This window comes from Phyllobacterium sp. NPDC097923 (assembly GCF_044760925.1).
In the GTDB taxonomy this organism is placed as follows: domain Bacteria; phylum Pseudomonadota; class Alphaproteobacteria; order Rhizobiales; family Rhizobiaceae; genus Phyllobacterium; species Phyllobacterium calauticae.
Genome location: NZ_JBIWBL010000002.1, coordinates 656,769 through 683,493, shown reverse-complemented (window position 1 = coordinate 683,493; position 26,725 = coordinate 656,769). Strand labels below are relative to the sequence as shown.

At 59.6% G+C, this 26,725-nt stretch carries 29 protein-coding genes and 1 tRNA gene; 12 read left to right on the top strand and 18 right to left on the bottom strand.

The genetic code is table 11. From position 1 onward, the window contains the following. Positions 1 to 13 precede the first annotated feature (13 nt). Positions 14 to 757, top strand: a complete 744-nt coding sequence (ubiG, locus tag ACIQWS_RS15765) for a bifunctional 2-polyprenyl-6-hydroxyphenol methylase/3-demethylubiquinol 3-O-methyltransferase UbiG (RefSeq protein WP_403180928.1) — start codon at positions 14 to 16, stop codon at positions 755 to 757. On the opposite strand, the gene ACIQWS_RS15760 is transcribed toward ubiG, so the two are convergent. The 5 genes from ACIQWS_RS15760 to ACIQWS_RS15740 form a co-directional block, all read right to left on the bottom strand. Further along, complete coding sequence (locus ACIQWS_RS15760; protein WP_403180925.1) at positions 747 to 1,646, bottom strand: DMT family transporter; 900 nt, start codon at positions 1,644 to 1,646, stop codon at positions 747 to 749. The genes ubiG and ACIQWS_RS15760 overlap by 11 nt on opposite strands. Positions 1,647 to 1,709: 63 nt before the next feature. Then, on the bottom strand, positions 1,710 to 2,123 hold the full coding sequence (locus tag ACIQWS_RS15755) for a DUF1178 family protein (protein WP_403180922.1): 414 nt from the start codon (positions 2,121 to 2,123) through the stop codon (positions 1,710 to 1,712). Then, positions 2,120 to 2,989, bottom strand: coding sequence for a carbon-nitrogen hydrolase family protein (locus ACIQWS_RS15750; protein WP_403180919.1), 870 nt, complete (start codon positions 2,987 to 2,989; stop codon positions 2,120 to 2,122). Before ACIQWS_RS15750 ends, ACIQWS_RS15755 begins: the two co-directional genes overlap by 4 nt. A gap of 10 nt (positions 2,990 to 2,999) precedes the next feature. Then, positions 3,000 to 3,269 carry a glutaredoxin 3 gene (grxC, locus tag ACIQWS_RS15745; RefSeq protein ID WP_346308196.1) on the bottom strand — a complete coding sequence of 90 codons (270 nt, stop codon included), beginning with the start codon at positions 3,267 to 3,269 and terminating at the stop codon, positions 3,000 to 3,002. Between the two features lie 77 nt (positions 3,270 to 3,346). Beyond that, complete coding sequence (locus ACIQWS_RS15740) at positions 3,347 to 4,102, bottom strand: ComF family protein (protein ID WP_403180915.1); 756 nt, start codon at positions 4,100 to 4,102, stop codon at positions 3,347 to 3,349. A 64-nt stretch (positions 4,103 to 4,166) separates the two neighbouring features. Here ACIQWS_RS15740 and ACIQWS_RS15735 point away from each other — a divergent pair, with 64 nt between their 5' ends. Further along, on the top strand, positions 4,167 to 5,057 hold the full coding sequence (locus ACIQWS_RS15735; protein ID WP_403180912.1) for a methyltransferase domain-containing protein: 891 nt from the start codon (positions 4,167 to 4,169) through the stop codon (positions 5,055 to 5,057). A 9-nt stretch (positions 5,058 to 5,066) separates the two neighbouring features. Here ACIQWS_RS15735 and ACIQWS_RS15730 read toward each other — a convergent pair whose 3' ends face one another. From ACIQWS_RS15730 to ACIQWS_RS15710, 5 genes are all read right to left on the bottom strand, one after another. Beyond that, positions 5,067 to 5,387, bottom strand: a complete 321-nt coding sequence (locus ACIQWS_RS15730) for a hypothetical protein (RefSeq protein WP_346308199.1) — start codon at positions 5,385 to 5,387, stop codon at positions 5,067 to 5,069. Positions 5,388 to 5,501: 114 nt separating this feature from the next. Next, positions 5,502 to 5,918 (bottom strand): (deoxy)nucleoside triphosphate pyrophosphohydrolase, encoded by a 417-nt coding sequence (locus ACIQWS_RS15725; protein WP_346308200.1) that lies wholly within the window; start codon positions 5,916 to 5,918, stop codon positions 5,502 to 5,504. Beyond that, positions 5,915 to 6,667 (bottom strand): GNAT family N-acetyltransferase, encoded by a 753-nt coding sequence (locus ACIQWS_RS15720; protein ID WP_403180908.1) that lies wholly within the window; start codon positions 6,665 to 6,667, stop codon positions 5,915 to 5,917. Before ACIQWS_RS15720 ends, ACIQWS_RS15725 begins: the two co-directional genes overlap by 4 nt. Before the next feature lie 20 nt (positions 6,668 to 6,687). Then, positions 6,688 to 7,929, bottom strand: coding sequence for a bifunctional glutamate N-acetyltransferase/amino-acid acetyltransferase ArgJ (gene argJ / locus ACIQWS_RS15715; RefSeq protein ID WP_346308202.1), 1,242 nt, complete (start codon positions 7,927 to 7,929; stop codon positions 6,688 to 6,690). A 99-nt stretch (positions 7,930 to 8,028) separates the two neighbouring features. After that, positions 8,029 to 8,949 (bottom strand): peptidylprolyl isomerase, encoded by a 921-nt coding sequence (locus ACIQWS_RS15710; RefSeq protein ID WP_374042751.1) that lies wholly within the window; start codon positions 8,947 to 8,949, stop codon positions 8,029 to 8,031. Positions 8,950 to 9,216: 267 nt separating this feature from the next. Between ACIQWS_RS15710 and secA the strand changes: the two genes are divergently transcribed. From secA to bspF, 3 genes are all read left to right on the top strand, one after another. Next, positions 9,217 to 11,934, top strand: coding sequence for a preprotein translocase subunit SecA (secA, locus tag ACIQWS_RS15705; protein WP_403180902.1), 2,718 nt, complete (start codon positions 9,217 to 9,219; stop codon positions 11,932 to 11,934). A gap of 136 nt (positions 11,935 to 12,070) precedes the next feature. Continuing rightward, positions 12,071 to 13,483, top strand: coding sequence for a lipopolysaccharide biosynthesis protein (locus tag ACIQWS_RS15700; RefSeq protein WP_403180898.1), 1,413 nt, complete (start codon positions 12,071 to 12,073; stop codon positions 13,481 to 13,483). After that, the gene (gene bspF, locus ACIQWS_RS15695) at positions 13,483 to 14,766 is read left to right on the top strand and encodes a type IV secretion system effector crotonyl transferase BspF (protein ID WP_403180894.1); all 1,284 of its coding nucleotides are present in this window, start codon (positions 13,483 to 13,485) and stop codon (positions 14,764 to 14,766) included. Before ACIQWS_RS15700 ends, bspF begins: the two co-directional genes overlap by 1 nt. An 18-nt stretch (positions 14,767 to 14,784) precedes the next feature. On the opposite strand, the gene ACIQWS_RS15690 is transcribed toward bspF, so the two are convergent. The 5 genes from ACIQWS_RS15690 to ACIQWS_RS15670 all read right to left on the bottom strand — a co-directional run bounded on the left by ACIQWS_RS15690 (position 14,785) and on the right by ACIQWS_RS15670 (position 19,455). Beyond that, entirely contained in the window at positions 14,785 to 15,138 is a 354-nt protein-coding gene (locus ACIQWS_RS15690; protein WP_105734556.1) for a CAP-Gly domain protein, read from the bottom strand. Between the two features lie 50 nt (positions 15,139 to 15,188). Continuing rightward, positions 15,189 to 15,425 carry a BrnA antitoxin family protein gene (locus tag ACIQWS_RS15685; protein ID WP_346308205.1) on the bottom strand — a complete coding sequence of 79 codons (237 nt, stop codon included), beginning with the start codon at positions 15,423 to 15,425 and terminating at the stop codon, positions 15,189 to 15,191. A 32-nt stretch (positions 15,426 to 15,457) separates the two neighbouring features. Then, entirely contained in the window at positions 15,458 to 16,711 is a 1,254-nt protein-coding gene (locus ACIQWS_RS15680; protein ID WP_403180888.1) for an adenylate/guanylate cyclase domain-containing protein, read from the bottom strand. Between the two features lie 196 nt (positions 16,712 to 16,907). After that, a complete protein-coding gene (locus ACIQWS_RS15675) occupies positions 16,908 to 17,597 on the bottom strand; it encodes an alpha/beta hydrolase (protein WP_403180884.1) in 690 nt (229 codons plus the stop codon). Positions 17,598 to 19,370: 1,773 nt separating this feature from the next. Continuing rightward, positions 19,371 to 19,455: transfer RNA gene (locus ACIQWS_RS15670), tRNA-Leu, on the bottom strand. Between the two features lie 281 nt (positions 19,456 to 19,736). Here ACIQWS_RS15670 and ACIQWS_RS15665 point away from each other — a divergent pair. Both ACIQWS_RS15665 and ACIQWS_RS15660 read left to right on the top strand, forming a co-directional pair. After that, positions 19,737 to 20,327: a YqaA family protein gene (locus tag ACIQWS_RS15665; RefSeq protein WP_105734551.1), complete on the top strand. Its 591-nt coding sequence runs from the start codon at positions 19,737 to 19,739 to the stop codon at positions 20,325 to 20,327. A 34-nt stretch (positions 20,328 to 20,361) separates the two neighbouring features. Next, a complete protein-coding gene (locus ACIQWS_RS15660) occupies positions 20,362 to 20,868 on the top strand; it encodes a disulfide bond formation protein B (RefSeq protein WP_403180881.1) in 507 nt (168 codons plus the stop codon). 34 nt (positions 20,869 to 20,902) lie between these two features. Here ACIQWS_RS15660 and ACIQWS_RS15655 read toward each other — a convergent pair whose 3' ends face one another. After that, a complete protein-coding gene (locus tag ACIQWS_RS15655; RefSeq protein ID WP_403180878.1) occupies positions 20,903 to 21,460 on the bottom strand; it encodes an HNH endonuclease in 558 nt (185 codons plus the stop codon). A 109-nt stretch (positions 21,461 to 21,569) separates the two neighbouring features. Beyond that, complete coding sequence (locus tag ACIQWS_RS15650) at positions 21,570 to 22,214, bottom strand: DNA-3-methyladenine glycosylase family protein (protein ID WP_403180875.1); 645 nt, start codon at positions 22,212 to 22,214, stop codon at positions 21,570 to 21,572. 73 nt (positions 22,215 to 22,287) lie between these two features. Here ACIQWS_RS15650 and gluQRS point away from each other — a divergent pair, with 73 nt between their 5' ends. Together gluQRS and ACIQWS_RS15640 are read left to right on the top strand one after the other, a co-directional pair. Beyond that, on the top strand, positions 22,288 to 23,163 hold the full coding sequence (gene gluQRS / locus ACIQWS_RS15645) for a tRNA glutamyl-Q(34) synthetase GluQRS (RefSeq protein ID WP_403180872.1): 876 nt from the start codon (positions 22,288 to 22,290) through the stop codon (positions 23,161 to 23,163). A 73-nt stretch (positions 23,164 to 23,236) separates the two neighbouring features. Further along, positions 23,237 to 24,121 carry a DMT family transporter gene (locus ACIQWS_RS15640; RefSeq protein ID WP_403180868.1) on the top strand — a complete coding sequence of 295 codons (885 nt, stop codon included), beginning with the start codon at positions 23,237 to 23,239 and terminating at the stop codon, positions 24,119 to 24,121. On the opposite strand, the gene ACIQWS_RS15635 is transcribed toward ACIQWS_RS15640, so the two are convergent. Next, positions 24,088 to 24,942, bottom strand: a complete 855-nt coding sequence (locus ACIQWS_RS15635) for a YihY/virulence factor BrkB family protein (protein ID WP_223613534.1) — start codon at positions 24,940 to 24,942, stop codon at positions 24,088 to 24,090. The genes ACIQWS_RS15640 and ACIQWS_RS15635 overlap by 34 nt on opposite strands. Positions 24,943 to 25,058: 116 nt before the next feature. On the opposite strand from ACIQWS_RS15635, the gene ACIQWS_RS15630 reads away from it, so the two are divergent. From ACIQWS_RS15630 to ACIQWS_RS15620, 3 genes are read left to right on the top strand one after another with little or no spacing between them, the layout of a single operon-like run. Beyond that, positions 25,059 to 25,892, top strand: coding sequence for an SDR family oxidoreductase (locus tag ACIQWS_RS15630; RefSeq protein WP_403180865.1), 834 nt, complete (start codon positions 25,059 to 25,061; stop codon positions 25,890 to 25,892). Positions 25,893 to 25,920: 28 nt separating this feature from the next. Beyond that, entirely contained in the window at positions 25,921 to 26,118 is a 198-nt protein-coding gene (locus ACIQWS_RS15625; RefSeq protein ID WP_105734544.1) for a twin transmembrane helix small protein, read from the top strand. A gap of 14 nt (positions 26,119 to 26,132) precedes the next feature. Further along, complete coding sequence (locus tag ACIQWS_RS15620) at positions 26,133 to 26,714, top strand: cob(I)yrinic acid a,c-diamide adenosyltransferase (RefSeq protein ID WP_403180861.1); 582 nt, start codon at positions 26,133 to 26,135, stop codon at positions 26,712 to 26,714. The last annotated feature ends 11 nt before the right edge of the window (positions 26,715 to 26,725 follow it).

Genomic DNA, 26,725 nt, shown 5'->3' with positions numbered 1-26,725 from the left:
AAAGGACGTTGCCATGACCGAAGCCCAACGCAGCACGATCGATGCCGCCGAAGTAGACCGTTTTTCGCGCATGGCGGCCGAATGGTGGAATCCGCAGGGCAAGTTCCGCCCCCTGCACAAGTTCAACCCAACGCGCCTCGCCTACATCAAGGAAAAGGTCTGCGCCCATTACGGTATCGATCCGAACAGCCCACGGCCGTTTGCCGGCTTGCGCCTGCTCGACATCGGCTGCGGTGGTGGTCTGCTGTGTGAACCAATGGCGCGGCTGGGTGCCGCCGTTGTCGGCGCCGATGCCAGCGAAACCAATATCGAAGTGGCCAAAATTCATGCTGCCCAGAGCGGCCTGGATATCGATTACCGTGCCACGACAGCCGAAGCGCTGGCAGGGGCCGGGGAGCAATTCGATATCGTCCTGAACATGGAAGTGGTCGAGCACGTCGCCGATGTGGAGCTTTACCTCACCGCCTGTGCACAGATGGTCAAGCCGGGCGGCGTGACCTTTGTCGCCACCATCAACCGCACATTGAAGGCGCTCGGTCTTGCCATTTTCGGCGCCGAATATGTCTTGCGCTGGTTGCCGCGCGGCACCCACCAGTACGAAAAGCTGGTGCGACCGGAAGAGCTTGAGGGGCCGCTGACACAGGCCGGGCTCGAAATCACGGAGAAGGTCGGCGTCACCTACAATCCGCTCGCCGACAGCTGGAACCGTTCGACCGATACCGACGTCAACTACATGGTGCTGGCAATCAGGCCGTAGCCTTCGTCATCATCCGCTGCGCCCTGGTGGTCATCAGCACGCCGATAGTGATGATGACGGCCCCGGCCCATGTTGCCAGCTGATAGCTTTCGCCGAGGAACAGCGTTCCGGCGATCAGCGCCACCGCAGCGCCGACATAGCCGATCTGGCTGAGATAAACCGGACCGCCGACGGCCTGCAGGCGGAAATACAGCGCAAACATGCAGGTGGAAGCGAGAACCTGCGCCACCACCAGCCACGGCACATTGCCAAGCGGCCCGACGGCAAAACTGCCGCTGGAATAGAAAATAACCGGAATCAGCAACAGGGCTGTCGTCAGGTGGCTGCCCGCCGCAAGCTCGGTCGGATCGGCACCTTGCGGCCAGTCGACGGTACGGTAGACGTTGCCGAGCGCCAGCAGGACCGGAATGAGCAGGCCGACGACAACCCAGAACGGTTCGGCCGGCTGGCCCACCTGCCCCCTGGTGAAGCCGACGAGCACCGCCCCGGCAAATCCCGTGAGAATGCCGAGTAATCCCAGCATATTCGGCCGCTTGATCTTGAAGAGCATCGACAGCAACAGGGTAAAGACGGGCGAGAGCGTATACATGATGCCGGTAAAGCCTGACCCGAGATGCGGAATGGCCGACAGCGTCATCAGATTGGGGATGGCATAGGAAATCAGCGCCGTCACGAGATAATACCGGGCCATGCGCCCGTTGAGCAGCGGCCGCTTGCCCATGGCCAGAAACGTCAGCAGGAGCACGACGCCAGCACCCGTCGAAATCACAAAGGCCCAGACCGCCGGGGTTATTCCGGCGCCAAAGGCCAGCTTGCCGAACGGCAGCGTCAATCCGAGGAAGGCGCCGGTCAGGACGAGCAGCGCGGGAGCGGAATTCAGAAATGGCATGGATGCATCCGGCAGGACTGTGAAGACTGCGGCAGCTTAGACGTTCGCGTTAAAGTGGCAAGTTCAATTGTGGTCTTCAGGGAAGGTCGGCAACGGCATGATGTCGACGCCGTCTTCCAGCAGCGACTGCACCTCTTCGCCCGAGGCTTCGCCGTAAATCCCGCGCTGCTCCGCTTCGCCGAAATGGATCTTTCGTGCTTCCTCGGCAAAATCAGCGCCGACATAATCGGCATTCTCGCGCACCTTCCGCGCGACTTCCTTCAGCTCGCTGACCATTTTGCTCATGGCAACAGCCATCTTCTCCTTCTGCCGTGCCGTTGTCACGGAAGGAGCCATCAACGCCTTTTCCACCTTGTGCGAACCGCAGACTGGACACGTGACCAGCCGCTTGTTCGACTGGTCGTCGAAATCGTCATTGCTGCGGAACCACCCCTCGAATTCGTGGTCCTGCGCGCAGTGAAGCGAAAAGCGGATCATGACGCGGCCGATTGCCTCTCGCTCTGGCCGTCATCCGACTGAATGACCAGACCAAACGGACGGGCATTTTTAAGATTGGGGACCTTCGACCGGGCCGCCGCGCTCAGGGAGGGATCGATATCGGCAACGATCACGGCCGGGTCCGCGTGGCTGGCTTCCGCCAGAACCTCGCCCCACGGCGCAACGATGATCGAATGACCAAAGGTCTCGCGGCCATCCTCATGCACGCCGCCCTGCGCCGCTGAAATGACAAAGGCACCGTTCTCGATGGCGCGGGCGCGCTGCAGGACATGCCAGTGCGCCTCGCCGGTCTGGCGCGTGAAGGCGGCAGGGGCTGTCAGAACCGAAGCACCGGCCAGGGCCTGGGCGCGGAACAGCTGCGGGAAGCGCACATCATAGCAGATGGCAAAGCCCAGCCGCGCAAAGGGCAGCGTGGCGACGACGGAATCCGAACCCGGTGCGTAAACGGCCGACTCGCGCCAGCTCTCGCCATTGTCGAGATCGACGTCGAACATGTGGATCTTGTCATAGCGGGTGATGATCTTGCCATCCGGTCCGAACAGAAAGGCGCGGTTGGCGATCTTGCCGTCTTCGCGGGCAATGGCGGTCGAGCCGATATGCAGGTGAATGCCGTGTTCTGCCGCCAGTTCCGACGCGGCGCGCACAATGACGTCGTCCTCTTCCGCGCGCAGCACATCGGCGAGCGCCTTGCGGTCGCGCTGCAGCGCGCCCGTCATTTCGGGGGTCTGCACGTAGACGGCGCCTTGACCGACCGCATCGGCCACATAACCGGCAAGATCGTTCGCATTGCGCTGGGGATCGACGCCAGAGCGCATCTGGATGGCCGCTGCACGAAATGAGCTCATTGTCCGTTCCTTACGCCAGTGCGCCGGTCTTCAGCAGCGGGTCAAGACGCCCCTGCTGTTCAAGCGCATAAAGGTCATCACAACCGCCGACATGCACGGCGCCAATGAAAATCTGCGGAAAGGTCGTGCGCCCATTGGCGCGCGCCAGCATGGCTTGCCGCGCATCGGGTTGCGCGGTTGCATTGTGTTCGACAAAAGCCACGCCCTTCTTGTCCAGAAGGCCCTTGGCAGCCGTGCAATAGCCGCAGCCATCGCGCGTATAGATTGTGACATCAACCATCATCATACTCCACTATAAAGTCTATATAGGCGTCCGCAATCAAAGCGCAAAGACCCGTTTTTTCCGCAAAACAACTGTTAGACAGATAATTCTTTCGACAGAACCCGTGCAAAGGTCAAGACATCGACGCTGGAAGCGCCGCCGCGCAGCAATGCGCGGGTTGCAGCCTTCACCGTTGCGCCGGTCGTATAGACGTCATCGATCAGGAGAACCCTGCGTCCGCGCACCCTGATATCCCGGTTGTCCGGCACCTTGAACGCGCCCCTGACATTCACCGCGCGCTCCGCGGCGCCAAGTCCGACCTGCTGTCGGGTCGGCTTGACCCGTTTCAGGGCGCCTGGCTCGAACGGCTTGCCGCTGATCCCGCTGAGATGGCGGGCAAGTTCGGCGGACTGGTTGAACCGGCGCAGCCAGAACCGCCGCGCATGAAGGGGAACCGGGACGATGACATCGCATTCGGCCAGCAGTTCGCTGCCGGCCCGCGCCATCCACCGGGCCATCCAGGGGCCAAGGTCGGTCCGGTCGCTGTATTTCAGCTGGCGCACCATGGTGCTGATCGCCCCCTCATGGACGGCAACCGATCGCGCACGGCGGAACGGCGGCGGATCGGCGATTGCCTCGGCCGAGAGAATTTCCGCGCCGAGATCATGGCTGAAGGGAATGCCGAGCACCGGACAATAGGGCTTTTCGATAAAACGGACTTTTGACCAGCAGGCCGCGCAAAGGCTGCCCGGCTCGCAGACAAGGCTCTGGCATTCCGCACAAACCGGCGGAAACAGCAGCATGAACAGGCGATTTGTCACGATGCGCGCAAAAGCGCGGGCGGTTTCCATTGCAATTCCATCCGGGGCAACGCATTTAGCGGGAAGAACTATACATTGATCAGAGAAATTCGGAATGGATCAGCACAGGATCTTCGATCGGAATTTGCTTCGGCAAAGGCGCCTGCGCGCGCTTCGCCAGCACGGGATGACGGGCGACTTCCTGCTTGCCCGTGCCGCCGATGATCTGGAAGAGCGCCTGTCCGCGGTCGAGCGCAGTTTTGACATCGCCGTCGATCTTGCCAGCCACACCGGACTGGCAGCCAAGGCGATCGAACGTTCCGGCAAGGCCGGCAGCATCATCCGTATCGAACAGGATGCCCGCTTTCTCGATGCGGCGTTTCCGTCCGTCGTTGCCGATGAGGAAATACTGCCCCTGAAACCGGCCGGTGCCGGACTGATCGTTTCACTCTTGTCGCTGCACCTGACCAACGATACACCCGGGACGCTGCTGCAGATCAGGCGCGCGCTCAAGCCGGACGGCCTGTTCCTCGGCGCCATGGCCGGCGAGGCCACCCTGTCGGAGCTGCGTGAGGTTCTGCTGGCCGCCGAAAGCGAAATCAGCGGCGGGGCATCGCCGCGCGTTGCGCCCTTTGCCGATGTACGCGATGTCGGCGGCCTGTTACAGCGCGCGGGTTTCACCCTGCCGGTGACCGATATCGAAACCTACACCGTGCGCTATGATTCCCTGTTCGCGCTGATGCGCGATCTGAGGGCCATGGGCATGCAGAACATTCTCTTCGGGCGGTCGCGCAAGCCGCTGACCCGCCGCTTCTTCATGCGGGCGGCTGAAATCTATGCGGAACGCTTCAGCGATCCGGATGGCCGGATCCGGGCAACGTTCTCATTTATCTGGATGTCCGGCTGGGCGGCGCATGAATCGCAGCAGAAGCCATTGAAACCCGGCTCAGCCAAGGCGTCGCTCGCCGATTTCCTCAAAGACGTCGAAACCCTGGAAAAGAAATAGCCGGCAGGCTCAGCAGTCGCCGCTTTTGCTGCCGTTGCTGTTGATGATGCAGACGGAATCGGGTGATTTCTGCAAAACGCTGCGACGGATCGTGTATTCGGACGGCGCCGCCTTCTTGATCGAGCCGGTCGACATCGTGTCGATGGATCGGCTCGACGCGTAGTCCACCACGGATTTCGACTTGCGGTCGGCAAGCGGTGCAACAACCAGTGCGAGTGCGATTGCAGCAGAACCGAATAAAAGGGTTATGCGCAAGATGCCAGTTCCCGCACCCAGGAATGTCCTGGTCTGCGCTGCAGCCTCGTCGAGATTGTCGAATTTATACCCCATGCACCACCTGGAAAAATTGATCCGTCCTTGATTAAAAGTCGCCCATTCGCGTGAAGGATCGATTAACGATTTGGGTTAATTTGACGGTGATGAAATCTTAACCACGATTTGCTGTCAGAGAAGGTCGATCAGGAACGGGATCAGCGGGATATCGGCAGGCGGCATCGGGTAATCGCGCATGTCTTTCGGCCGCACCCATTTCAGTGCCTGGCCTTCCATGGAGCGCGGAATACCCTCATAGCGGCGGCAGATGAACAGCGGCATCAGCAGATGGAATGTCTCATAGGTGAAACTGGCAAAGGTCAGCGGCGCCAGACATGCCGGCTTGACTGTGATTCCCAGTTCTTCCCGCAGTTCGCGGATCAGGCTTTCCTCCGGCGTTTCGCCGGGCTCCACCTTGCCGCCGGGAAACTCCCACAGGCCGGCCAGCGACTTGCCTTCCGGCCGCTGGGTCAGCAACACCCGCCCGTCGGCATCGACGAGCGCACACGCCGTTACAAGCAGGATGGGGTGTTTGGGTGCATCGCTCATGCGTCTGGCGCCTGCCGGTAGGCGTAACGATATGCCTCGGCAAAGCCGATCTTCTCATAAAGTGCAACGGCACCGGCGTTGTCGGCTTCCACCTGCAGCCAGCCCCGCTTGGCGCCATGCTGCGCGGCCCATTTGATGGCCGACTTGACGATCATCCGACCATGCCCCCTGCGGCGGCTCGCCGCCAGCGTGCCTATGTTGAACAGCCCTGCCAGCAGACCATCCTGCACGCAGATCGCGGTCGAAACCGGCTCGCCGTCCTCTTCGACGACAAACAGGCCCTTGGCCGGACGAATGGCATTGATCACCTCGATCAGGCCGGGCTTGGCCGATGGATTTTCCTGCTGCACCGCAACAGCGGCATCGACGTATCGGTCGGTATCGCGCAGGGGAATCTGATCGATGGCATCGGACAGATCGATGTTTCCAAGATCCGCCACCATGACGAGGGACTCATCAAAGCGCGACCAGCCCGACGCATCGAGATAGGCATCCAGCACCGCGGGCGCGAGCGGCGACAGCCGAAACACCGGCGGACGGCCATAGGCGCGCAAACGTTGAACAGCGCGGGCAACACGCTGTTCCATATTGTCCGTGTCGCCCGGATCGAGCGGATTGACCGAGTTCAGGCGTTTGGACGGGTGGCATGCCGTCATGCGGATCGCCCAGCTGCCGTCGTAGTGAACCGACGCGGCTGGCCAGGCCCTGAACCCGACAGCCTCGATCTGCCGGATCTGGGCCAGCGGCATCGTGCTCCGATCCAAATCCATCAGCTGCGGTAATCGCCGTTGATCGTCACATATTCCTTGGTGAGGTCGCAGGTCCAGACCGTGGCCTTGCCCTTGCCGAGCCCGATATCGACCTTGACGGCAATATCCTCGTTTTTCATGTAGTCGGATGTCGCGGCTTCCGAATAGTCCGGATCGCGCTCGCCATGGCGGGCAACGCGGATATCGCCGAACCAGATGGCAAGACGGTCCCGGTCCGCCGGCTCGCCGGCCTTGCCGACCGCCATGACGATGCGGCCCCAATTGGCGTCTTCGCCGGCCGCTGCCGTCTTGACCAGCGGTGAATTGGCGATCGACAAAGCGATACGCTTGGCCGAACGCGAGGACGTCGCGCCCGTCACGGTGATCTCGAGCATCTTGCGCGCGCCCTCGCCGTCGCGCACGACCTGCAGGGCCAGGTTTTTCAACACGCGGTCGAGTGCCTTGGCAAAGGCTTTCAGGCGCTTGTCCTTTTCCTTCGTCACCGGTTCCGCCCCGCGTTCGGCAGCGGTGCCCGTTGCGAACAGCAGCAGTGTATCGGATGTCGAGGTGTCGCTGTCGACCGTCACGGAATTGAAGCTCTTGCCTACCGACTTGGACAGGAGTTTCTGCAGGATATCGGAGGCGATCGGCGCATCCGTCGCCACGAAGGACAGCATCGTTGCCATGTCGGGGGCGATCATGCCCGCACCCTTGGCGATACCGTTGATGGTCACCGGCACACCGCCAAGCAGGACGGTTTCGGTTGCAACTTTAGGGAATGTATCGGTTGTCATGATGGCACTGGCCGCGTCCTGCCAGCGTTCGGACGTGGCGCTCTTGGCCATATCCTCGAGCAGATGGCTGAACTTGCCGGCATCCAGCGGTTCGCCGATGACACCGGTGGAGGCGAGAAACACTTCGCCGGGCTTGCAGCCGATTGCCTTGGCGGCAGCGGCCGCCGTCGCCTTGGTCGACTCGCGGCCCTTCTTGCCGGTGAAGGCATTGGCATTGCCGGAATTCACGACAACCGCGCGGGCCTTGCCGCCGCTCAGGCTGTCACGGCAGAAATCCACCGCCGCTGACGGGCATTTGGACCGGGTAAACACACCGGCCACCGCCACCGGCTTGTCGAATACGATCAGGAGAACGTCCGTTCGGCCCTTATATTTGATTCCCGCTTCAGCGGTCGCGATCCGGACGCCGCGAATTTCGGGCATGGCCGGGACATGTTTGGGAGCCAGGGGAGAGACAGACGTGGACATCGGTTACCTCGAAAAGGTGTTTGACAAGGTTCAGTGCGGTGGCATTTTCAAAGAGGTCAAGGCCCGGGACCGAAATCCCGGGCCAGGATATTCAGGATATTACTGTTCCTGGGCGTCCGTAGCGGCCTTCATGGCCTTTTCGGTTTCCGGATCGGTGTACTGGATCTTCAGGTCGGCGCGTTCCTTCTTGACCAGCTCGACATAGCGTTCACGGATGAGGATCGACTTCACCTGATCCTTGACCTGATCGAATGCCGGCGGCTGCTGCACGCGCTTGTCTTCCAGCTTGATGACGTGGAAGCCGAACTGTGTCTGGACCGGTTCCTTGGTGTATTTGCCGACATCCAGCGCCATTGCCGCCTTTTCGAATTCCGGGACCATCTGTCCGGCCGAGAAATAGCCGAGATCGCCGCCCTGTGCTGCCGAACCGTCCGTGGACTTTGCCTTGGCAACGTCTTCGAAGGACGCACCGCCGTCGAGCTGCTTGATGATCGCTTCGGCTTCTTCCTTGGTCTTGACCAGGATATGACGGGCGCGAACTTCGTTCTGCGGCGGCATTGCTGCCATTTCCTTGTCATAGCGGGCACGCACATCGGCGTCGGTGATCTTGTCGACAACCTGCTGCTTGAAGAAATCATTGTGCAGGGCACGATCCTTCAGGAACTGCATGCGTGCCTTGAATTCCGGCGTGGCATCCAGCTTCTCGGCTTCCGCCTTGGCTGCCAGGGCCTTGATGTCGATGATGGCGGCCAGAGCGGCCAAACGACGCTGCTCGTCCGGAAGACGGGCGAACTGCGGATCGAGATCGGCGGAAATCTGGTCGACGTCCTTGGAGGTGATCTTGTCGCCATTGATCGTGGCCAGCACCTTGTTCGGATCGGCCTTGACGGCATCCGCCTTGGCGGCATCCGGTTTTGCAGCACCGGCTTTACCGGCATCCTGGGCCATGGCCACGGAGGAAACACCGGTCAAAAACACAGCAGCAGTCATGAATGAAAGGGTTTTACGCAATTGGTTCATAGGTCAATTTCTCCTTAGGAGGACCGGTACGGGCTATGATTACGGCAGAATTTTGCCTTGACGAAGCGATCAACTGCGTGCTGCTTCAACATTGACATCATTCGAGCCCCCTCTTATCTGTCCATCGGCTTTGCGTCCAGATAGCTTGGCAACAGATAGGCTTATACATTTGACTCAGTGTCCGTATTGTATCAGGCATTCTCCATGCCGGGCTTCGGACCCTAAAAGCTAGGTTTTCCTAGCGAAACGAACAAGAGAGGACCAGGGATGGTCAGTTTCGGCGGCCTCGCCCGCAAGATTTTCGGCTCTTCCAATGAGCGCCGTGTCAAAGGCTTCAAGCCGCGCGTTGAACAGATCAATGCGCTCGAAGCCGAAATGTCGTCACTCACTGACGAGGAATTGAAGGCAAAGACGGTGGAATTCCGTGCAAGCCTTGCCAGCGGAACCAAGCTTGACGATCTGCTCGTGCCGGCCTTTGCCGTTGTGCGTGAAGCGGCCAAGCGTGTTCTCGGCATGCGCCCCTTCGACGTGCAGCTCATCGGCGGCATGGTCCTGCACGGCGGCGGCATCTCGGAAATGCGCACCGGTGAAGGCAAGACGCTGGTTGCGACCCTGCCGGTCTACCTCAATGCGCTGGAAGGCAAGGGCGTCCACGTCGTCACGGTCAACGACTATCTCGCCAGCCGCGACGCGCAGTGGATGGGCCAGCTCTACAACTTCCTCGGGCTCAGCTACGGCATCATCGTGCATGGCCTCGATGACGAGGAGCGCAGCACCGCCTACGCCGCCGACATCACCTACGCCACCAACAACGAACTCGGCTTCGACTATCTGCGCGACAACATGAAATATGAGCGCGCGCAGATGGTGCAGCGCGGTCACAACTACGCGATCGTCGACGAAGTGGATTCGATTCTTGTCGACGAAGCCCGCACGCCGCTGATCATTTCCGGTCCGCTCGATGACCGCTCGGATTTCTACAATCTCATCGACACGTTCATTCTGCCGCTTGAGCCGGTCGACTACGAAATCGACGAGAAGCAGAAGACCGCGATCTTCACCGAAGAAGGCACGGAAAAGCTGGAAAACCTTTTGAAGGCCGCCGGCCATCTGAAGGGCGAAGGTCTCTACGACATCGAGAACGTTGCCGTGGTCCATCACGTCAACAATGCCCTGCGCGCCCACAAGCTGTTCCAGCGCGACAAGGACTATATCGTCCGCAACGACGAAATCGTCATCATCGATGAATTCACCGGCCGCATGATGCCGGGCCGCCGTTTTTCGGAAGGCCTGCACCAGGCACTGGAAGCCAAGGAACATGTGACGATCCAGCCGGAAAACCAGACCCTGGCCTCGATCACCTTCCAGAACTACTTCCGCATGTACAACAAGCTGGCCGGCATGACCGGTACGGCATCGACGGAAGCCGAAGAATTCGGCAATATTTACGGTCTGGAAGTCACGGAAATCCCGACCAACAATCCGGTCAAGCGCATTGACGAGGATGATGAGGTCTACCGGACGGTCGAGGAAAAATACAAGGCGATCGTTCGCGATATCCACGAAGCCCGCGCCAAGGGTCAGCCGGTTCTCGTCGGCACCACGTCGATCGAGAAATCGGAACAGCTGGCCGAGCGCCTGCGCAAGGAAGGCTTCAAGGACTTCCAGGTCCTGAACGCCCGCTATCACGAGCAGGAAGCTTATATCGTCGCCCAGGCCGGTGTCCCCGGCGCCATCACCATCGCCACCAACATGGCTGGCCGCGGTACCGACATTCAGCTCGGCGGCAATTTCGAGATGCGCGTCAAGCACGAGCTGGCGGATATGGCCGAGGGCGAAGAGCGCAAATCCAAGGAAGCCGCCATCCGCGATGATATCGCACGCCTGAAGGAGAAGGCGCTTGCCGCCGGCGGTCTCTACGTGCTGGCCACCGAGCGCCATGAAAGCCGCCGTATCGACAATCAGCTGCGTGGCCGTTCCGGCCGTCAGGGCGATCCGGGCCGGTCAAAATTCTTCCTGTCGCTGCAGGACGATCTCATGCGCATTTTCGGTTCCGAGCGCATGGACGGCATGCTGCAGAAGCTGGGCCTGAAGGAAGACGAGGCCATCGTCCATCCCTGGATCAACAAGGCCCTGGAAAAGGCGCAGAAGAAGGTCGAAGCCCGCAACTTTGACATCCGAAAGAACCTGCTGAAATACGATGACGTGATGAATGATCAGCGCAAGGTGATCTTCGAACAGCGTCTCGAACTGATGGACGGCACGGATCTGAGCCAGACCACCGCGGAAATGCGCGAAGACGTGGTCGATGACCTGATCCAGCGCCATGCCCCGGAAGGCGCCTATGCCGAACAGTGGACCGTGAAGCAGCTGGATGAGGATGTCCGCACCATCCTCAATCTCGACCTGCCGATCACCGAGTGGGCGAACGAAGACAATATTGCCCCGGACGACCTGCGCGAACGGCTGTTTGAAGCCGTCGAAAAGGCTGCTGGCGACCGTGCCGAACGTTTTGGCCCGGAAATTATGGCCTATGTCGAGAAGTCGGTCATCCTGCAGACGATGGATGCGCTGTGGCGCGAACATCTGGTCAATCTCGACCACCTGCGCTCGGTCGTCGGCTTCCGCGGCTACGCGCAGCGCGATCCGCTCAACGAGTACAAGACCGAAGGTTTTGAACTCTTCCAGACGATGCTGACCAATCTTCGCCAGAACGTGACGACGCAGCTGATGCGCGTCGAGATCGTGCGCGAGGCTGCCGAAGCGCCGTCGCCGGAACTGCCGCCCATGGAAGTCCATCATTTTGACGGCCTGACCGGCGAGGATGATTTCGGCGATACGGCCGTGCTCGAAGACCTGCGCGTCGTGAGCCCGGAGGAACGCGATCCGAACAATCCGAAGACCTGGGGCAAGATCGGCCGCAACGAGGCCTGCCCCTGCGGATCGGGTAAAAAATACAAGCATTGTCACGGCTCGTTCGCCTGACACACCCACGGAAGGCCGCGTTCAACGACGCGGCCTTTTGCTTTTTTCGAACCCGTTGCAACTGTCGGTCTGGCCGAACGTTTTTTAAACGTTTACGGACTATATCTCCTTGGAATGCCAACAGGTGGAGCTGCGCGTGCGATTTTCTGCGGTAACGACTGCAGACCGATTTTTACCGGAAAAGCTGTCACTGCGTCTTCGTCCCTGGTTATCACGCCTGGATCAGTTGCTTGACGGCTCGAACGAACACGCCGTTGCCCAGCGCGTCTCCCTGATTGCCTTCCTCGTCCGCGTGATCAGCGCCGGCATTGCCCTGATTTCCCAGGTGATCTTTGCCCGCTGGATGGGCCCGTTCGAATACGGCATCTTCGTTCTCGTGTGGGTGACGGTCGTCATCCTCGGGAATCTGTCCTGCCTCGGCTTCCAGACCACCGTCATCCGCTTCGTGCCGGAATATCTGGAGCGCAGGCAATACGACCTTTTGCGCGGAATTTTGTTCACCAGCAAGACATTTGCGGTCAGCATGACCACCGGCATTGCCCTGGCCGGTGCCGTTCTCATCTACACGTTGCGCGACCTGATCGAGACCTACTACATCGCGCCGTTCCTCGTCGGGCTGATATGCCTGCCGATGATTGCCCTCGGCGATACGCTTGATGGAACGGCGCGTTCGCGCTCATGGGTGCTGGTTGCCCTGACCCCGACCTATATCATCCGTCCCGTCCTGACCCTCGTGGTCATGAGCATCGCCCATATCAGCGGTCTGGCGCCGACGGCCATGACGGCTCTCGGCTCCGCCGTTATTGCGACCTATGTGACATCGGTTCTGCAGTTCTTTGCGGTGCGCAAGCGCTTCGGCGGCGTCGTGCCGCCCGGCCCCCGCGCCATCCATTTCCGCGACTGGCTCGCCGTATCCTTGCCGATCTTTCTGGTCGAGGGGTTCTTTTTTCTTTTGACCAATGCCGACGTCCTGATGGTCGGGCGCTACATGGATCCCGACAAGGTCGCCACCTATTATGCCACCGTCAAGCTGCTTGCCCTGGTGCATTTCGTCTACTTCTCGGTGAAGGCGGGCGCGGCCCAGCGCTACTCGGAGTTGATGCAGAATTTCGACCATACCCGGCTCGAACAGTTTGCCCGCGACACGGCGCGCTGGACGTTCTGGCCGTCGCTGGCCATGGCCATTGTTCTGTTGGTTCTGGGCGAGCCGTTGCTGTGGCTTTTCGGTGCACAGTTCACCGAAGGTTATCCGCTGCTGTTCATCATGGTGATCGGCGTGGTGGCGCGCGCTTCGGTCGGACCGGCCGAAAGTCTTTTGAACATGGCGGGAAAGCAGAAAATCTGCGCCATCGTTTACGCGATTACCCTGGTCGTTAATATTTGCCTCAGCATTTTTATGATACCACGATACGGCCTTGCAGGCGCAGCCTGCGCCACGGCCGCCTCGATGGTGTTTGAAGCGCTTGTTCTGGCGTTGACCGTTTACAACCGTCTCAACATCACAATGTTTGTTTTCGCCGGCAGGAATCCTGCCAAGGAAGAGATCTGATGGCTGCAATACCGCTTCTCGAAGAATTGGCCGGCGGCCCGTCCTCGCAGATCATTTCGCAGCTGGCCGGCTTTGAATCGCGCGATGCGGCCAAGCAGATCGAGGAAACCCTGGGAAGCCGCGGCGTGCCGCGCAAATTGTCCGTCTATTCCGCTTCCGCCGGGTTCGATCTTTCCGAAGAGCTGGAACACCTCGCTTACCGGACCATCGAACCGAACGTCTTCTTCAATCCGCGTTTCCTGGCGCCTGCCATGCCCCGCCTCGATGACCGCCAGGTGCGGTTCATGGTCGTGCGCGACGAGAATGACGTGAAGAGCCGTCTGCGCTTCCTGATGCCCTACACGATTGAGCGTCCCGGCTTTACCTTTTCCGCATCGATCCTGCGGGCCTGGGCCACGCCGTTCGGACCGCAGGGCACCCCGCTGATCGACCGCGACGATCCCGTCGGCGTCCTCAACGACCTCTTCGATATGCTTGCGCGCAAGCATCTCAAGTTTCCGGAAGTTCTGGTGCTGCCCGATCTTCTCCTCAACCGTCCCGTCGCCCAGCTTTTCCGTTCGGTCGCGCTTGATCGCAACCTGCCCACGACCACCATTGGCATGGTGGAGCGGCCATTTCTGGAAAGCACGCAGGAAGGCGACGCCTATCTGCGCGAAGCGCTGGGAACACGGCACGCCAAGGAATACAGGCGGTTGTGGCGGCGTCTGGCGGAACAGGGCAAGCTGACCTACACGGTCAGCCGCACGGAAGACGATATCCGCGCGCGGCTCGAGGATTTTCTCGCGGTGGAAGCCAGCGGCTGGAAAGGCCAGCGCGGCTCAGCCATGGCGGTCGACCGGTTCCGCGCGGCATTTGCCCGCGAAGCCGTCAACAATCTCGCGGGCCGCGATCTCGCCCGCATCCACACACTCGAGCTGGATGGCCGGACGATTGCCGTTCTGGTGGTCTTCGTCGAGGCCGGACAGGCGTGGACCTGGAAAACGGCCTATGACGAAAACCTTGCCGCCTATTCGCCGGGCGTGCTTCTGATGATCGAGATGCTGAAGAACCATCTGGACGATCCGAACATCGATCGCACCGATTCCTGCGCCGTTCCCGATCATCCCGTCGCATCCCGCCTGTTTCAGGAGCGCGAAAGCATCGGTACGCTGGTGATCGGCCTGACCCCGGCATCGGATCGCGCGGCCCGCCAGGCCGCCTCGCAGATCCATCTCTACCGGCGCACCCAGAACATTGCCCGTATCGTCCGCGAACGGTTGCGCGGACTGACCGGCCGGAAATGATGCAGGCCTGCGTAAGGCCTATACCTTTTCCTTCTTTTTCACGGGCGCAGGCTTTTCCGGCTCGACCGGAGCATCCGGCTTGGGCGCCAGAAGCTTGCGCAGGGAACCGATCTTGTCCTTGACCAGCGGACGGAAGCGCGTCGCGCGATAGGGCATGTCGGCCGCGCCATAGCCCTCCGGGCCATCGTCATTGCCGCGATGGATTTCCTCGACCTTGATGCCGACAAACTCGCCATCGACATAGTGTTTGTACATGCCGACCCAGCGCACCGTGTAAATCTGGCCTTTGCGGATCAGCTGATCGATGCTGACATTCTTGAACTTGTCATCGATGCAAACGACCTTCTGGCCAATATAAAAGTCATTCATCATCTCACCTTGGCATGTCCGTTTGGCAATTTGGCGCGTACCGCGTACCCGCTTCAGGTCTTCTTCTGAATGGCAGCCCGCAAGACATCATTGATGCGATCCTGCCATCCGGGCCCATCCGCCTGGAAATGCTCCAGCACGGCGCGATCGATCCGGATCGAAACGAGCTCCTTGGCATGGGGCACTGCCGGTGTCTCACGCACAGGGAGAACAATTTTCTTGGCAACCGGCTTGAACAGTGCTTCGGCGGCTGCCATCGGGTTTACCGGCCGGCGCGGGGGATTGGCCATGTGCATTCTCCTCGTTATGTCCAATCACCACATCAGGCTGGAATCTCTGCCACAGTAAGGCAATCACCGGAGAACGCAAAGACATCAATGGGTTCATCAAGCCCGCGGAGCGCATAGGAGCCCAGATTCTCCATGTTGCATTCGACCCCGGCCAAATCGACGAAGGCTTTCGACAGCAGAACCGGGCGTTTGACCTGCTTGGTCAGGCTTTCCAGGCGTGAGGCAATGTTCACGGCGGGTCCGATGACGGTAAAATCCAGCCGCTTGCGCGAGCCTATATTGCCGTACATGACATCCCCGACGTGAACGCCGATGCCGTAACCCAACGGCTTGCGCCCTTCCCTGACATGGTCGGCATTCAACGCGGTCATGGCCGCCTGCGCCTCGGCGATGGCATGCAGCAGATCGGTACAGGCCTTCGGATTGCTCAGCGGGAAGATGGCCAGCAGGCCATCGCCCATGAATTTGAGGATTTCACCGCCATATTTTTCGATGGGCTCCGACATCGCATCGAAATAGCCATTGAGCAGCTCGATGACGTTGTCGCGGGGCCAGGCGTCCGAGATCGCGGTGAAATCGCGCAGGTCGCAGATCAGGATCGCTGCGCCCACGGTGACGCCGCTGCCGCGGGTGGTGGCACCGGCAAGAATCTGCTCGCTGGCATGCGGCCCGACATAGGTTTCGAGCAGCGTGCGGGCGAAGCGGTTCTTGAGCCGGATCTCGCTGACCAGCGCCAGAGCGGGAAGCAGGTCCGCCAGAACAGCCATATGTTCATCGCCGAAGCCGCCCGGCCGGTCCGTGGCGAAGGTCACCACATGCCGCTTGCCAAGGGTGTGCTCCAGCGGCCAGGCCACGTAGTCTGTCAGCCCCTCGGCGCGCAGTTCGCCCACCACCGAATATTCCTGCCCGGTGTCGCCGGCCGCGTCAAAGTGCAGCCGGACTTCATCGGCTCCCTCGGAAATGTCGTTGAGCGGGCTGTTCAGATATTCGGCAGTCTGCTCGGCCCCATATTCGAATGTGCGGATTTCCGCCTCGGCGGCACCGCGCCTCCACAGGATGCGGGCGCCGCGCCATTGCGGGTGCTGTATCCTCAGATGCAGCGACATCCGGGCAACGGGCACGCCCGCATCCACGAGCCGTTCGCCCATCTCGACCAGGATGTTGTCGATGAAGCGCTGATTGCGCGTCTCGATCATCAGCCAGTCGAGCAGTTCACTGCGTTGAGCCGGCCAGGTGCCGCCGCCCGTACCGGGCGAGGTCACCTTCAAATTCACCAAAGATTGCATTGCAATACCCCGTCATGATCACGTCTACACACGACCTGGAATGACGACACCACGGCACGGCCGCCAGATCGGAACGCCAAGGCTTATGTGGTTGGTCCTTGCATCGATTATAAGGGGTTGCAAGCGCCGTGCATAGAATGCAAAAGCCTCCGCATTCCGATGGGGATGCGGAGGCTGGCACGCGCGACAGTTCAGGCTATTGATACGTTGCAGCCTCATCGATGAGCGCCGCGACCTCGACCGGCTTCGAGGCCAGCGATGCGTGGCTTGCCTTCAGCGTGATCACCTTCTTCGCCCCGAGACGGCCGGACATCCACGCCTGATTGGCGGGATGGATCATGTGGTCGTCACTCGAAATCTGGTACCAGCTGTGCTTCGACTTCCATGCAGGATTGGTGATTTCATCGCCGAAGGTGCTGGCGAGCGGCGCCTTCTGGGTTACACCCATCACCAGCCCCTCATCCGCCGTCAGGTCCTGGCAGAAGCTTTCGTGGAATTTGTCCTGCTTTACCCAGAGATAGCCGTCGCTGTCGGGTGCGAGATTGGCGGCGCCGAGCGGCGGATTCTTCTGGGTGATCCCGCCGGGACTCTCACCGGCATCCGGCGCAAAGGCGGCGATATAGACCAGGCCCGCCACATTGGGATGGTTGCCGGCTTCCGTGATGACGGCCCCGCCATAGGAATGGCCCACCAGCAGCACCGGACCGCTTTCCTGCGCGATCATCTTGCGGGTGCGCTCGGCATCATCCGCCAGGGACGTCAATGGCAATTCAACGGCTTTCAGCGATGTATGGCCAAGTCGCTTCAGTTCTACAATGACTTTGCTCCAGTGGGCGGCCCCACCCCAAAATCCATGCACGAGAATGATTGTCGGAGTCTGTGTCATCAGCGTTCTCCCTTGATTCAAAAAGCAATCAAAAATGGCACGCCGAGCCAAAGTTCAACGTCCGGTCGACGCCTGCTGACCTAACCATATTCCGCCGGGTGCAACAATTCCGTGACGCTTCACTTTGTATTTATGTCGATGAAGCGGCGGGACGCAGACATGCCATGTCAGTGATTTTGACCATGAGACTTATCCTCTGCTCCGGTCAATCTACAGAACCGGAGCAGCCATATGTGCTATTTTTTGTGCTATTTTTGAGGGATAAATACTGACAGGAGGAAATAGGCAATGGCCGCAGTTATGACGGCGACCACCATGATGATGGGATATCCGTAACCAACGCTACCCATGATGTTCCCGGCCCCTGCACCAATGCCTGCCCCTGCAGAAGCTAATAGTCGTCTTTTTGTTTCGTTTGACACGTTAAGCACCGCCACCCACCCGTGCATTGTCAGTATCTATCTACGCCATACCCAATTAAAAACGATGCCGATGGAGCAGCCGACCAAGACGCCTGCTGCGATGCCAATCATCAGATTATGAAAAATGAAAGATCCGCTTAGGCTGCCCACCAGTGCACCTACGCCCCCGCCAATTCCATTGATTATACGACTTTGTTTCTCGTTATCACTTTTCTCTGCGGGTGGTTCCTGCATGCAATATACTTCCATTGTCCTGGCTGCATCTTGCAACGGATGGATAATCGTTAGAACAACCATCGCCGGACTGATCAAACAATTTCACGTTTGCTCTGCGCAACGATTATATTTATGAGATGTGAGGAGTGATTACTTTTTCATCATGTCAATTTGAAATATCATTGATAATGTAAAACAAATTGCGAGTGACATAAATGTTATTATAAGAATATCAACAACAGACACACTTGGATTCCAAATAAAAATACAAAGTACACATGTAGCTAAAAGTGAATTTAAAATCGATTTTACCGCATAATAAATATTGGAATAATGTGGTAAACTTTTAAAATACTGCAAATATAATCCAGACATAACACATAGAGGCAACATAATTATCTTAAATATTATCATTTGCCACGTACCGCCAAATAGCAATATTAACAAAATATAGCAAATAATACTCGCCACTTCACAAGCCATTCTTATGACGTTGAATTTCATATCAAGTCCGATAATTTCAATGAACTGAACCTTTCAACTAAAGCCGAAAGGCATTCAGCCACCTTTACCCATGCCCGCTGCAACAGCCGCTGCTGTTAAGGCGATGCCTGTTGCCACAGCTTTTGGCCAACCAACCAATACAGATGCTGCCGTTCCCGCAGCTACTCCTATTCCCGCAACACCCTCGCGTGGGCTGATACTATGTGTCCCTGGGTATGCGGTCGGAATTGGGCCACCTTTAGTAGCACCACTGAACCCCGCTCTTGCACCATAAACACCTTGGCAGGTCGCGGCAGTGTCTTTTGTCGGTGATCCTCCAGGGCCGCAACCACCGTAAACAATTTCCATTTCAGCTTCGGTCAACGCGCGCATAAGAATACCTCTCCTTGTCATCGCCACAGCCGCATAAAAAAATATGAGGATGCCAGTCAAGATAACCACGGAAATCACAAGCTTTCTATGCGTACGACTACTTATGGACTGCTATCGAAATTCGTTTGCCGGCCCCATTGGATTCGGGCAAACAACCCTTGCTTGTGGGAAAGCAGATGCACAGCTTATGCTGGAGGAAAACGAGGCTTCCAAAAGCCCAACTCAAAAACGCGGTAAAAACAATGGGTGATTTTTGGGATGGTGCCCCCTGCCGGAATCGAACCAGCACTCCTCTCGGAACCTGATTTTGAGTCAGGCGCGTCTACCAATTCCGCCAAGGGGGCCGCAATGTGCACCGGCCGCGGGCGAACCACAGCCGTCAAAGCCAAATACAGGCAGACCCCACGCCGGTCAACACCATTCCAACGTTTTCTGGCGGGATAACATCTCTGTGTGTTGCGAAGGCGGACACCGCCCGCTACAGCCGATTTGCAGCCCGGAAAGCACGGCCGCAGCATGCCAGATCGTCAACCGCACACAATTTCCATAGAAACGATTCCGTTTTTCCCGGGCATGGGGTAAGGATCGCCAGCTTTATCGAACCGACACCCACAGGAATCACGCCATGCTGCGCAGACTTTATGATTGGACAATGTCACTGGCCGCGCGCAAATCGGCTGAGGTCTGGCTGGCGTTCATTGCCTTTGTCGAAAGCTCGGTCTTCGTCGTTCCTGCCGACGTGCTCTACCTGCCCATGGCGCTGGCACGGCCTGAACGCGCCTACCGCTACGCGCTTGTTGCCACGATCTTCTCGGTGCTGGGCGGTATCGCCGGATGGTTTCTCGGCCATTACGCCTATGAAGCCTTGGCCAAGCCCGTGCTCGAATTCTACGGCAAGCTCGACGCCTTCGAGCAGATGCGCGGCTCGACCAGCGCCGACATGATCCTCCTGCTGCTGATCACATCCGGCCTTGCCCATTTGCCGCCGATGAAGATCGTGACGATCCTGTCCGGCGCGGCCAACGTCAACATCTGGCTGTTCATCGTTTCCGCAGTGATCACACGCGGCGCCCGCTTCTTCTTTCTCGCCTGGCTTTTGCGCCGTTACGGCGAACCGATCCGCCATTTCATCGAAAAGCGCCTGGGCCTGATCGCGGCGGCGGCGGCGGCCGTGCTGATCCTGCTTTACGCCATACTGCACTATTACAGCTCCTGAACAATCCAACCTGAATGAGGATGTCAGACCCATCATGACGACGACCCGCTCTTCGCCGCATCTCAAGACAGCGGTTTTCCTGCTCCTTGCCATGATCGTCACCGTGGGTTCGGCGCTTGGCTTCCAGTATATCGGCGGCTATCTCCCCTGCAAATTGTGCCTTGAGCAGCGCTTTCCCTACTATGCGGGCATTCCGCTGATGGCACTCGCCGTGCTTGCGGCGGCCTTTCGCTGGCCTGCGGCCCTCACGCGCATGCTTCTGGCGCTCGGCGGCATCCTGATGCTGATCGGGCTGGGCCTTGCGGTGTTCCACTCCGGTGTCGAATGGAAGTTCTGGCCGGGACCGACCGATTGCACGGCGGTCAGCATGTCGATCACCACCAATGCCGGCAACCTCCTGAATGACATGAATGCGACCCATCCGCCCGCATGCGATACGGCTGCCCTGCGTGTGCTTGGCCTGTCCTTTGCCGGCTGGAATGCGATTGCCAGCCTGATCCTCGCGCTCATCGCCTTTCGCGGCGCAAAAAAGGCGGCCTGACGCCGCCTTTGCCGGATACAATGGAACTGGGGTCCTATGGCTCCAGTTCGACATCCCAGTAGAGATAATCCATCCAGCTTTCATGCAGATGGTTCGGCGGGAACAGCCGGCCATTGTTGTGCAGGTCGTGCACCGTCGGGGCATAGGGCTTCTGCCGCGGCCACATCTTGGCTTTGTCCGGCATCAAGCCGCCCTTGCGCAGATTGCAGGGCGAACAGGCTGCAACGACATTTTCCCAGATCGTGGCACCACCGGCGCAACGGGGCGTCACGTGATCGAAGGTCAGATCATCCTCCGACCCGCAATACTGGCATTCGAACCGGTCGCGCAGGAAAACATTGAATCGCGTAAAGGCAGGCGTGCGCGACGGCTTGATATAGGTTTTGAGGGAAACGACGCTCGGTACCCGCATTGCGAACGAGGGGGAGGAAACCTCATGCTCGTATTCGGCAACGATATTTACACGGTCAAGGAAGACCGCCTTGATCGCGTCCTGCCAGGACCACAGCGACAAGGGATAATAACTGAGCGGACGGTAGTCCGCATTGAGTACCAGGGCCGGTAACCCGTCCGGCGAGACGGCTATTGTCAAGGAATCACCTCCCAGTCCAACCATCAGGCCCCATTATTGTAAGCTCGAGGTGACAGGAATGTGAAGCGCCATTGCATCTCAGGCTGCGAAAAACCCCGTTATTTCAACTTCATCCAACCGGTGTGCCATCCCGGCCACGGGTTGCGGCGTAATAAGCCCAGAAAAGCCGGGCCGCGACACCCCTCCACGGCGACCAGCGCTCCGCCAAAAGGCGCAGGGATTTCGAATCAGGTTTCACTGATTCGGCATAGGCATGGGCATAGGCGTGCTGCAGGGCAACGTCGCCGGACGGGAAAACATCCGCATGCCCGGCCGAAAACAGGAGATAGACTTCCGCCGTCCACGGCCCGATGCCCTTCACATTGGTCATGACGGTCATGGCTTCGTCGATGGGGCGGTCGCACAGGTCGAACAGATCAAGCTTTCCGGCCATGATCGCCTCGCTGATCCGGGCCAACGTCGCCTGCTTGGCGCGCGAAAGACCCGCCAGACGCCAAGCCTCCTCCCCCGCCCTGACGTAGTTTTCCGGGGTCAGCGGATCGACATGCTGGATCAGCCGCTTCCAGATCGAATCGGCACTGGCCTTCGATACCTGCTGCGAGACGATGACCGAGGCAAGGCTCTCGAAACCCGGCGCCCGCCGCCGCAGCGGCAACGGCCCTGCCCGCTCGGCAATAGCCGCCAGTTCGGGGTGTGCCGCCAGGAGGGCCGTCAGCCCTTCCGCAACATCGTCAAGCGTGTCTATTCTGCGCATGGAACCGTTCACTTTTCATCTCGGAACAAACACCGTATCAATCGACAAGGTCCTCACGCAAGAATCCCAGTTCATGACTGTCCCGGTTTTCCGCTTTGCTCCCAGTCCCAATGGCCACCTGCATCTCGGCCATGCCTATTCCGCCCTGCTCAACCGGCAGATGGCGCAGGCGGCCGGCGGGCGGCTTCTGCTGCGCATGGAGGATATCGACCGTGAACGCTGCACGCCCGAACTCGAAGCCGCCATGCAGGAGGATCTGCACTGGCTCGGACTTGACTGGGAAACGCCGGTGCGCCGCCAGTCCGAGCATTTCGGCGTCTACCGCGATGTGCTCGACAGCCTCATCCGCATGGATCTGGTATACCCCGCCTTCCTCAGCCGCGGCGACATCAAACGGGAAATGCAGAAAGCCACGGCCAAGGGGCTGGTATGGCCGCACGATCCGGACGGCGCGGTGCTCTATCCCGCAACCGATCGTACGATTTCCAAACGGGAGCGCCAGCGACGCATGGATGACGGGCAGCCGTTTTCATGGCGGCTCCACATGGACCGCGCGCTTGCGCATGTGGGGGAACCTTTGTTCTGGCATGAAACAGCCGATGGCGGGTCCGATATCGCAGCCCGGCCGCAGGATTGGGGCGACGTCATCATCGCCCGCAAGGACATGCCGACCAGCTATCACCTCTCCGTCGTCATTGACGATGCGCTGCAGGGCGTCAGTCATGTGGTGCGCGGCAGGGACCTGTTCCAGGCCACCGGCATCCACCGCCTGCTGCAGACCATTCTCGGACTGCAACCGCCGATCTATCACCATCACAGGTTGATCCTCGATCACGACGGCCAAAAGCTGTCCAAGAGCCGCAGGGATACCTCACTGCGCTCCTTGCGCGCGGCAGGGGTGACACGTGAGGACATCATCGGCCTGGCCGGATTGACACCACAACCTTAAAACAACATCTGGCTGCAGCACGGGCGTTCGTATAAACCTGCATCACAACTCATCCCGTGATCCGGTCCCCATCATGCCCGTCCGTTATTTTCCCGCCCTGTTCGTCCTCCTGTGGGCCACCGGCTTCATCGGCGCCCGCTATGCCATGCCCTACATGGAGCCTTTCCTGTTCCTGACGATCCGGTTTGTTATTGCCGGGGCCATTCTCGGCACGTGGGTCGTGCTGGCCGGCAACCAATGGCCGAGCGGGCGCGGCGCCATGCACGCGATCATCGCCGGCTGCCTGATCCACGGCGTCTATCTCGGCGCTGTGTTCTGGGCGATCCACCGAGGCTTGCCCGCTGGTATGTCGGCGCTGGTGGTCGGGTTGCAGCCGCTGATCACGGCGCTGATTGCCGGAGCCGTTCTCGGCGAGAAAATCCAGCCGCGTCATTGGGCCGGGCTGGCGGTCGGCTTTGTCGGCGTCGCCATGGTGCTCTGGCCAAAACTGTCGATTTCCGCCGATGGCATCACGCCGGCAACCGTCGGCGCGTCGATCCTTTCGGTGCTGGCCATCAGTGCCGGAACCGTTTGGCAGAAACGCTTTGTCGGCACCATCGACCTGAAGGCGGGTACGACGCTGCAATATCTCGGCGCGGCCGTGCTCACCGGCATCTTTTCACTGCTGTTCGAAACCCACACGGTGATCTGGGCCGCGCCTCTCGGCTTCGCGCTGTTCTGGCTCGTCTTCGTGCTGTCGATCGGCGCTGTGCTGCTGCTGATGGTCCTGATCAATCAGGGCGCCGTGTCGAAGGTCGCTTCGCTGTTCTATCTGGTGCCCGGTGTGACCGCCGTGATGGCCTATGTGCTTTTCGGCGAAACACTGACGCTGTTCCAGCTGTGCGGCATGGTGGTGGCAACCCTCGGCGTCGCGCTGTCGACCGGTCAGAAGCGCTTGGCGACCCTGCCCTCGCGATAGTGGATGATGGCGGCATTGACCTCGGCGCCGATGATGAAAATCGCGGCGATGATATAGAGGAAGACGATTGCCGCCATGATCGAGGCAAGTCCTGCATAGGTCGACACATAGGATGCGAACGTCTCGAGATAGCTCGCGAAAATCGATGCGCCGACGATCCACGCCAGCAGGGTCACGAGGATGCCCGGCAGGATATCGATGAGCTTGCGCCGCCCCGCCGGCAGCCACAGATGCGCCACCAGCAGCCCGACGATCAGCACTGCGGAAGCAATGCAGTAGCGCCAGAAGCCGATGGTGCCGGACAGAACGTCAAGCTCGGGAACCCATTTGCTGGCGATACGCACCGCCAGCGGCGCCAGCACCAGAAGAAAGCTGATGGCCATGATGCCGACGGTGGCCACGATCACATAGCCCAGGCTTTGCAGGCGGCAATAGATGATCGAGCGTGTATCAACCACCCGGTAGGCGCGGTTGAGTGCAATGCGCAGCGCTTCGATGCCGTTGGAGGCAAAATAGGCGGCGGCTATCACGCTGATGGTCAGAAGCCCGCCGCGCTGGACGTTGAGAACATTGCGCACCTCCTGCGCAATCGGCCGGGCGATCACCTCGGGCCAGGTGTCAAACACCACATGCACTGCCGTATCGGTAAAGGCGCTGGCGCCGAGAAAGCTGGCAAGCGAGGTGGCGAAAATCAGAAATGGAAACAGCGCCAGGATACCCGACAGCGCCACGTGGCTTGCCAGAGCCCAGCCGTCATCCGTGCTGAAATGCCTCAATGTGTCGAAGGTCACCCGCCGGAGAAAAACATATACTCTACGCATTGAAAATGGTTTGTCCCTTTAGTGCGGGTCCGACCCCTCGTGACATTGCAAGGCGCGGGCGAATATGTGAAGTCTTTTTTTGATTTTACCATTCGGTTTGCAGCAATCGGAAAAGAATGACCAGTTCCAGAACGATTTTGATCACAGGATGTTCCAGCGGCATCGGCGCCCATTGCGCCCGCGCCCTCAAGGCGGATGGCTGGCAGGTCTTTGCAACGGCGCGGCGAACCGAGGATATCGCAGCGCTTCAAGCCGACGGCCTTTCGGCCCATTATCTCGATTATCGCGAGCCGGATTCCATCCGGGCGCTCGTTGACGATGTGCTCGCCGCGACCGGCGGCACACTCGATGCGCTTTACAACAATGGCGCCTATGCGTTGCCGGGCGCCGTGGAAGACCTGCCCATCGAAGGCTTGCGCGAACAGTTCGATGCCAATTTCTTCGGCTGGCATGAGCTGACCCGGCACATCGTCCCGGTGATGCGCCGTCAGGGCCATGGGCGGATCGTGCATTGCTCGTCGATTCTCGGGCTCGTGCCGATGAAGTGGCGCGGGGCCTATGTCGCGTCGAAATTCGCGCTGGAAGGCCTGATGCTGGTCCAGCGCATGGAACTTGAAGGCTCCGGCATCCATGTCTCCCTGATCGAGCCGGGACCGATTGCCTCGCGCTTCACATACAATGCGCTGCAGCAGATCGAGAAATATATCGATGTCGAGAATTCGGTGCATCGGGCGGATTATCAGAAGCAGATCGCCCGCCTGTCGCAGGGCGGCACCAAGTCCCGCTCCAAGCTTGGCCCGGAAGCGGTCTACGCCGTGCTGAAGGATGCGCTGGAAAATCCGCGTCCCAAACCGCATTATCTCGTCACGCGCCCCGCGAAATTTGCGGTTCTTGCCCGCAGATTTCTGTCGTCGCGTGCGCTATACCGCATGCTTGCCGGCCAGTCCTGAAAGCGCTCCGGCCTGAAAAGGAAAAACCATGGATATCATCTTCAAGTTTCTGGCAGTCGTTGCCATTGCCGCCGTCACCGTCGTGCTTCTGATCGGTTTGCGCAACATGATGAAGGGCGGCGATGCCAACTTTTCCAACAAGATGATGCAGCTGCGCATTTTCCTGCAGCTGGTGGCGATCATTCTCATCGTCGGCGCGATTTACTTCCACCGCGCCGCCAGCTGACCGCGGGACAGGCAATGGTCAAGCTCAACAGGATCTACACCAGGACCGGCGATGACGGCACCACCGGGCTCGGCAGCGGCGAACGCCGTCTGAAGCACGACCTGCGCGTCGAAGCCTATGGCACGGTCGATGAAGCCAATGCCTGCGTGGGACTGGCGCGGCTGCATACGGCGGAGCAGTTTCCGGAAATCGACGCCATGCTCGCCCGCATCCAGAACGATCTGTTCGATCTCGGCGCCGATCTGGCCACACCCGATACCGGGGAAAAGCTCGCATACGAACCGTTGCGCATGATCGACACCCAGGTCGCGCGCATCGAGGCGGATATCGATCTGTTGAATGAAAAGCTGGCGCCGCTGCGCTCCTTCGTCCTGCCGGGCGGATCGGCAGCCTCCGCGGCACTGCATCTGGCGCGCACGGTGGCAAGGCGTGCCGAACGGCACATGGTGGCGCTGGCGCAAAGGCCGGATGAGGCCGTCACACCAGCCGCACTCAAATACATCAACCGCGTTTCCGATTTTCTCTTCGTCGCCGCGCGGGCCGTCAATGACAATGGCGCGAAGGACGTGTTATGGGTGCCCGGTAAGAACCGCTGAACGGGGGAACG

What these genes read in the sequence shown, in the direction of transcription:
- ubiG (WP_403180928.1), top strand. Translation starts at nt 14, where the DNA reads ATGACCGAAGCCCAACGCAGCACGATCGATGCCGCCGAAGTAGACCGT.
- ACIQWS_RS15760 (WP_403180925.1), bottom strand. Translation starts at nt 1,646, where the DNA reads ATGCCATTTCTGAATTCCGCTCCCGCGCTGCTCGTCCTGACCGGCGCC.
- ACIQWS_RS15755 (WP_403180922.1), bottom strand. Translation starts at nt 2,123, where the DNA reads ATGATCCGCTTTTCGCTTCACTGCGCGCAGGACCACGAATTCGAGGGG.
- ACIQWS_RS15750 (WP_403180919.1), bottom strand. Translation starts at nt 2,989, where the DNA reads ATGAGCTCATTTCGTGCAGCGGCCATCCAGATGCGCTCTGGCGTCGAT.
- grxC (WP_346308196.1), bottom strand. Translation starts at nt 3,269, where the DNA reads ATGGTTGATGTCACAATCTATACGCGCGATGGCTGCGGCTATTGCACG.
- ACIQWS_RS15740 (WP_403180915.1), bottom strand. Translation starts at nt 4,102, where the DNA reads ATGGAAACCGCCCGCGCTTTTGCGCGCATCGTGACAAATCGCCTGTTC.
- ACIQWS_RS15735 (WP_403180912.1), top strand. Translation starts at nt 4,167, where the DNA reads ATGGATCAGCACAGGATCTTCGATCGGAATTTGCTTCGGCAAAGGCGC.
- ACIQWS_RS15730 (WP_346308199.1), bottom strand. Translation starts at nt 5,387, where the DNA reads ATGGGGTATAAATTCGACAATCTCGACGAGGCTGCAGCGCAGACCAGG.
- ACIQWS_RS15725 (WP_346308200.1), bottom strand. Translation starts at nt 5,918, where the DNA reads ATGAGCGATGCACCCAAACACCCCATCCTGCTTGTAACGGCGTGTGCG.
- ACIQWS_RS15720 (WP_403180908.1), bottom strand. Translation starts at nt 6,667, where the DNA reads ATGCCGCTGGCCCAGATCCGGCAGATCGAGGCTGTCGGGTTCAGGGCC.
- argJ (WP_346308202.1), bottom strand. Translation starts at nt 7,929, where the DNA reads ATGTCCACGTCTGTCTCTCCCCTGGCTCCCAAACATGTCCCGGCCATG.
- ACIQWS_RS15710 (WP_374042751.1), bottom strand. Translation starts at nt 8,949, where the DNA reads ATGAACCAATTGCGTAAAACCCTTTCATTCATGACTGCTGCTGTGTTT.
- secA (WP_403180902.1), top strand. Translation starts at nt 9,217, where the DNA reads ATGGTCAGTTTCGGCGGCCTCGCCCGCAAGATTTTCGGCTCTTCCAAT.
- bspF (WP_403180894.1), top strand. Translation starts at nt 13,483, where the DNA reads ATGGCTGCAATACCGCTTCTCGAAGAATTGGCCGGCGGCCCGTCCTCG.
- ACIQWS_RS15690 (WP_105734556.1), bottom strand. Translation starts at nt 15,138, where the DNA reads ATGATGAATGACTTTTATATTGGCCAGAAGGTCGTTTGCATCGATGAC.
- ACIQWS_RS15685 (WP_346308205.1), bottom strand. Translation starts at nt 15,425, where the DNA reads ATGGCCAATCCCCCGCGCCGGCCGGTAAACCCGATGGCAGCCGCCGAA.
- ACIQWS_RS15680 (WP_403180888.1), bottom strand. Translation starts at nt 16,711, where the DNA reads ATGCAATCTTTGGTGAATTTGAAGGTGACCTCGCCCGGTACGGGCGGC.
- ACIQWS_RS15675 (WP_403180884.1), bottom strand. Translation starts at nt 17,597, where the DNA reads ATGACACAGACTCCGACAATCATTCTCGTGCATGGATTTTGGGGTGGG.
- ACIQWS_RS15665 (WP_105734551.1), top strand. Translation starts at nt 19,737, where the DNA reads ATGCTGCGCAGACTTTATGATTGGACAATGTCACTGGCCGCGCGCAAA.
- ACIQWS_RS15660 (WP_403180881.1), top strand. Translation starts at nt 20,362, where the DNA reads ATGACGACGACCCGCTCTTCGCCGCATCTCAAGACAGCGGTTTTCCTG.
- ACIQWS_RS15650 (WP_403180875.1), bottom strand. Translation starts at nt 22,214, where the DNA reads ATGCGCAGAATAGACACGCTTGACGATGTTGCGGAAGGGCTGACGGCC.
- gluQRS (WP_403180872.1), top strand. Translation starts at nt 22,288, where the DNA reads ATGACTGTCCCGGTTTTCCGCTTTGCTCCCAGTCCCAATGGCCACCTG.
- ACIQWS_RS15640 (WP_403180868.1), top strand. Translation starts at nt 23,237, where the DNA reads ATGCCCGTCCGTTATTTTCCCGCCCTGTTCGTCCTCCTGTGGGCCACC.
- ACIQWS_RS15635 (WP_223613534.1), bottom strand. Translation starts at nt 24,942, where the DNA reads ATGCGTAGAGTATATGTTTTTCTCCGGCGGGTGACCTTCGACACATTG.
- ACIQWS_RS15630 (WP_403180865.1), top strand. Translation starts at nt 25,059, where the DNA reads ATGACCAGTTCCAGAACGATTTTGATCACAGGATGTTCCAGCGGCATC.
- ACIQWS_RS15625 (WP_105734544.1), top strand. Translation starts at nt 25,921, where the DNA reads ATGGATATCATCTTCAAGTTTCTGGCAGTCGTTGCCATTGCCGCCGTC.
- ACIQWS_RS15620 (WP_403180861.1), top strand. Translation starts at nt 26,133, where the DNA reads ATGGTCAAGCTCAACAGGATCTACACCAGGACCGGCGATGACGGCACC.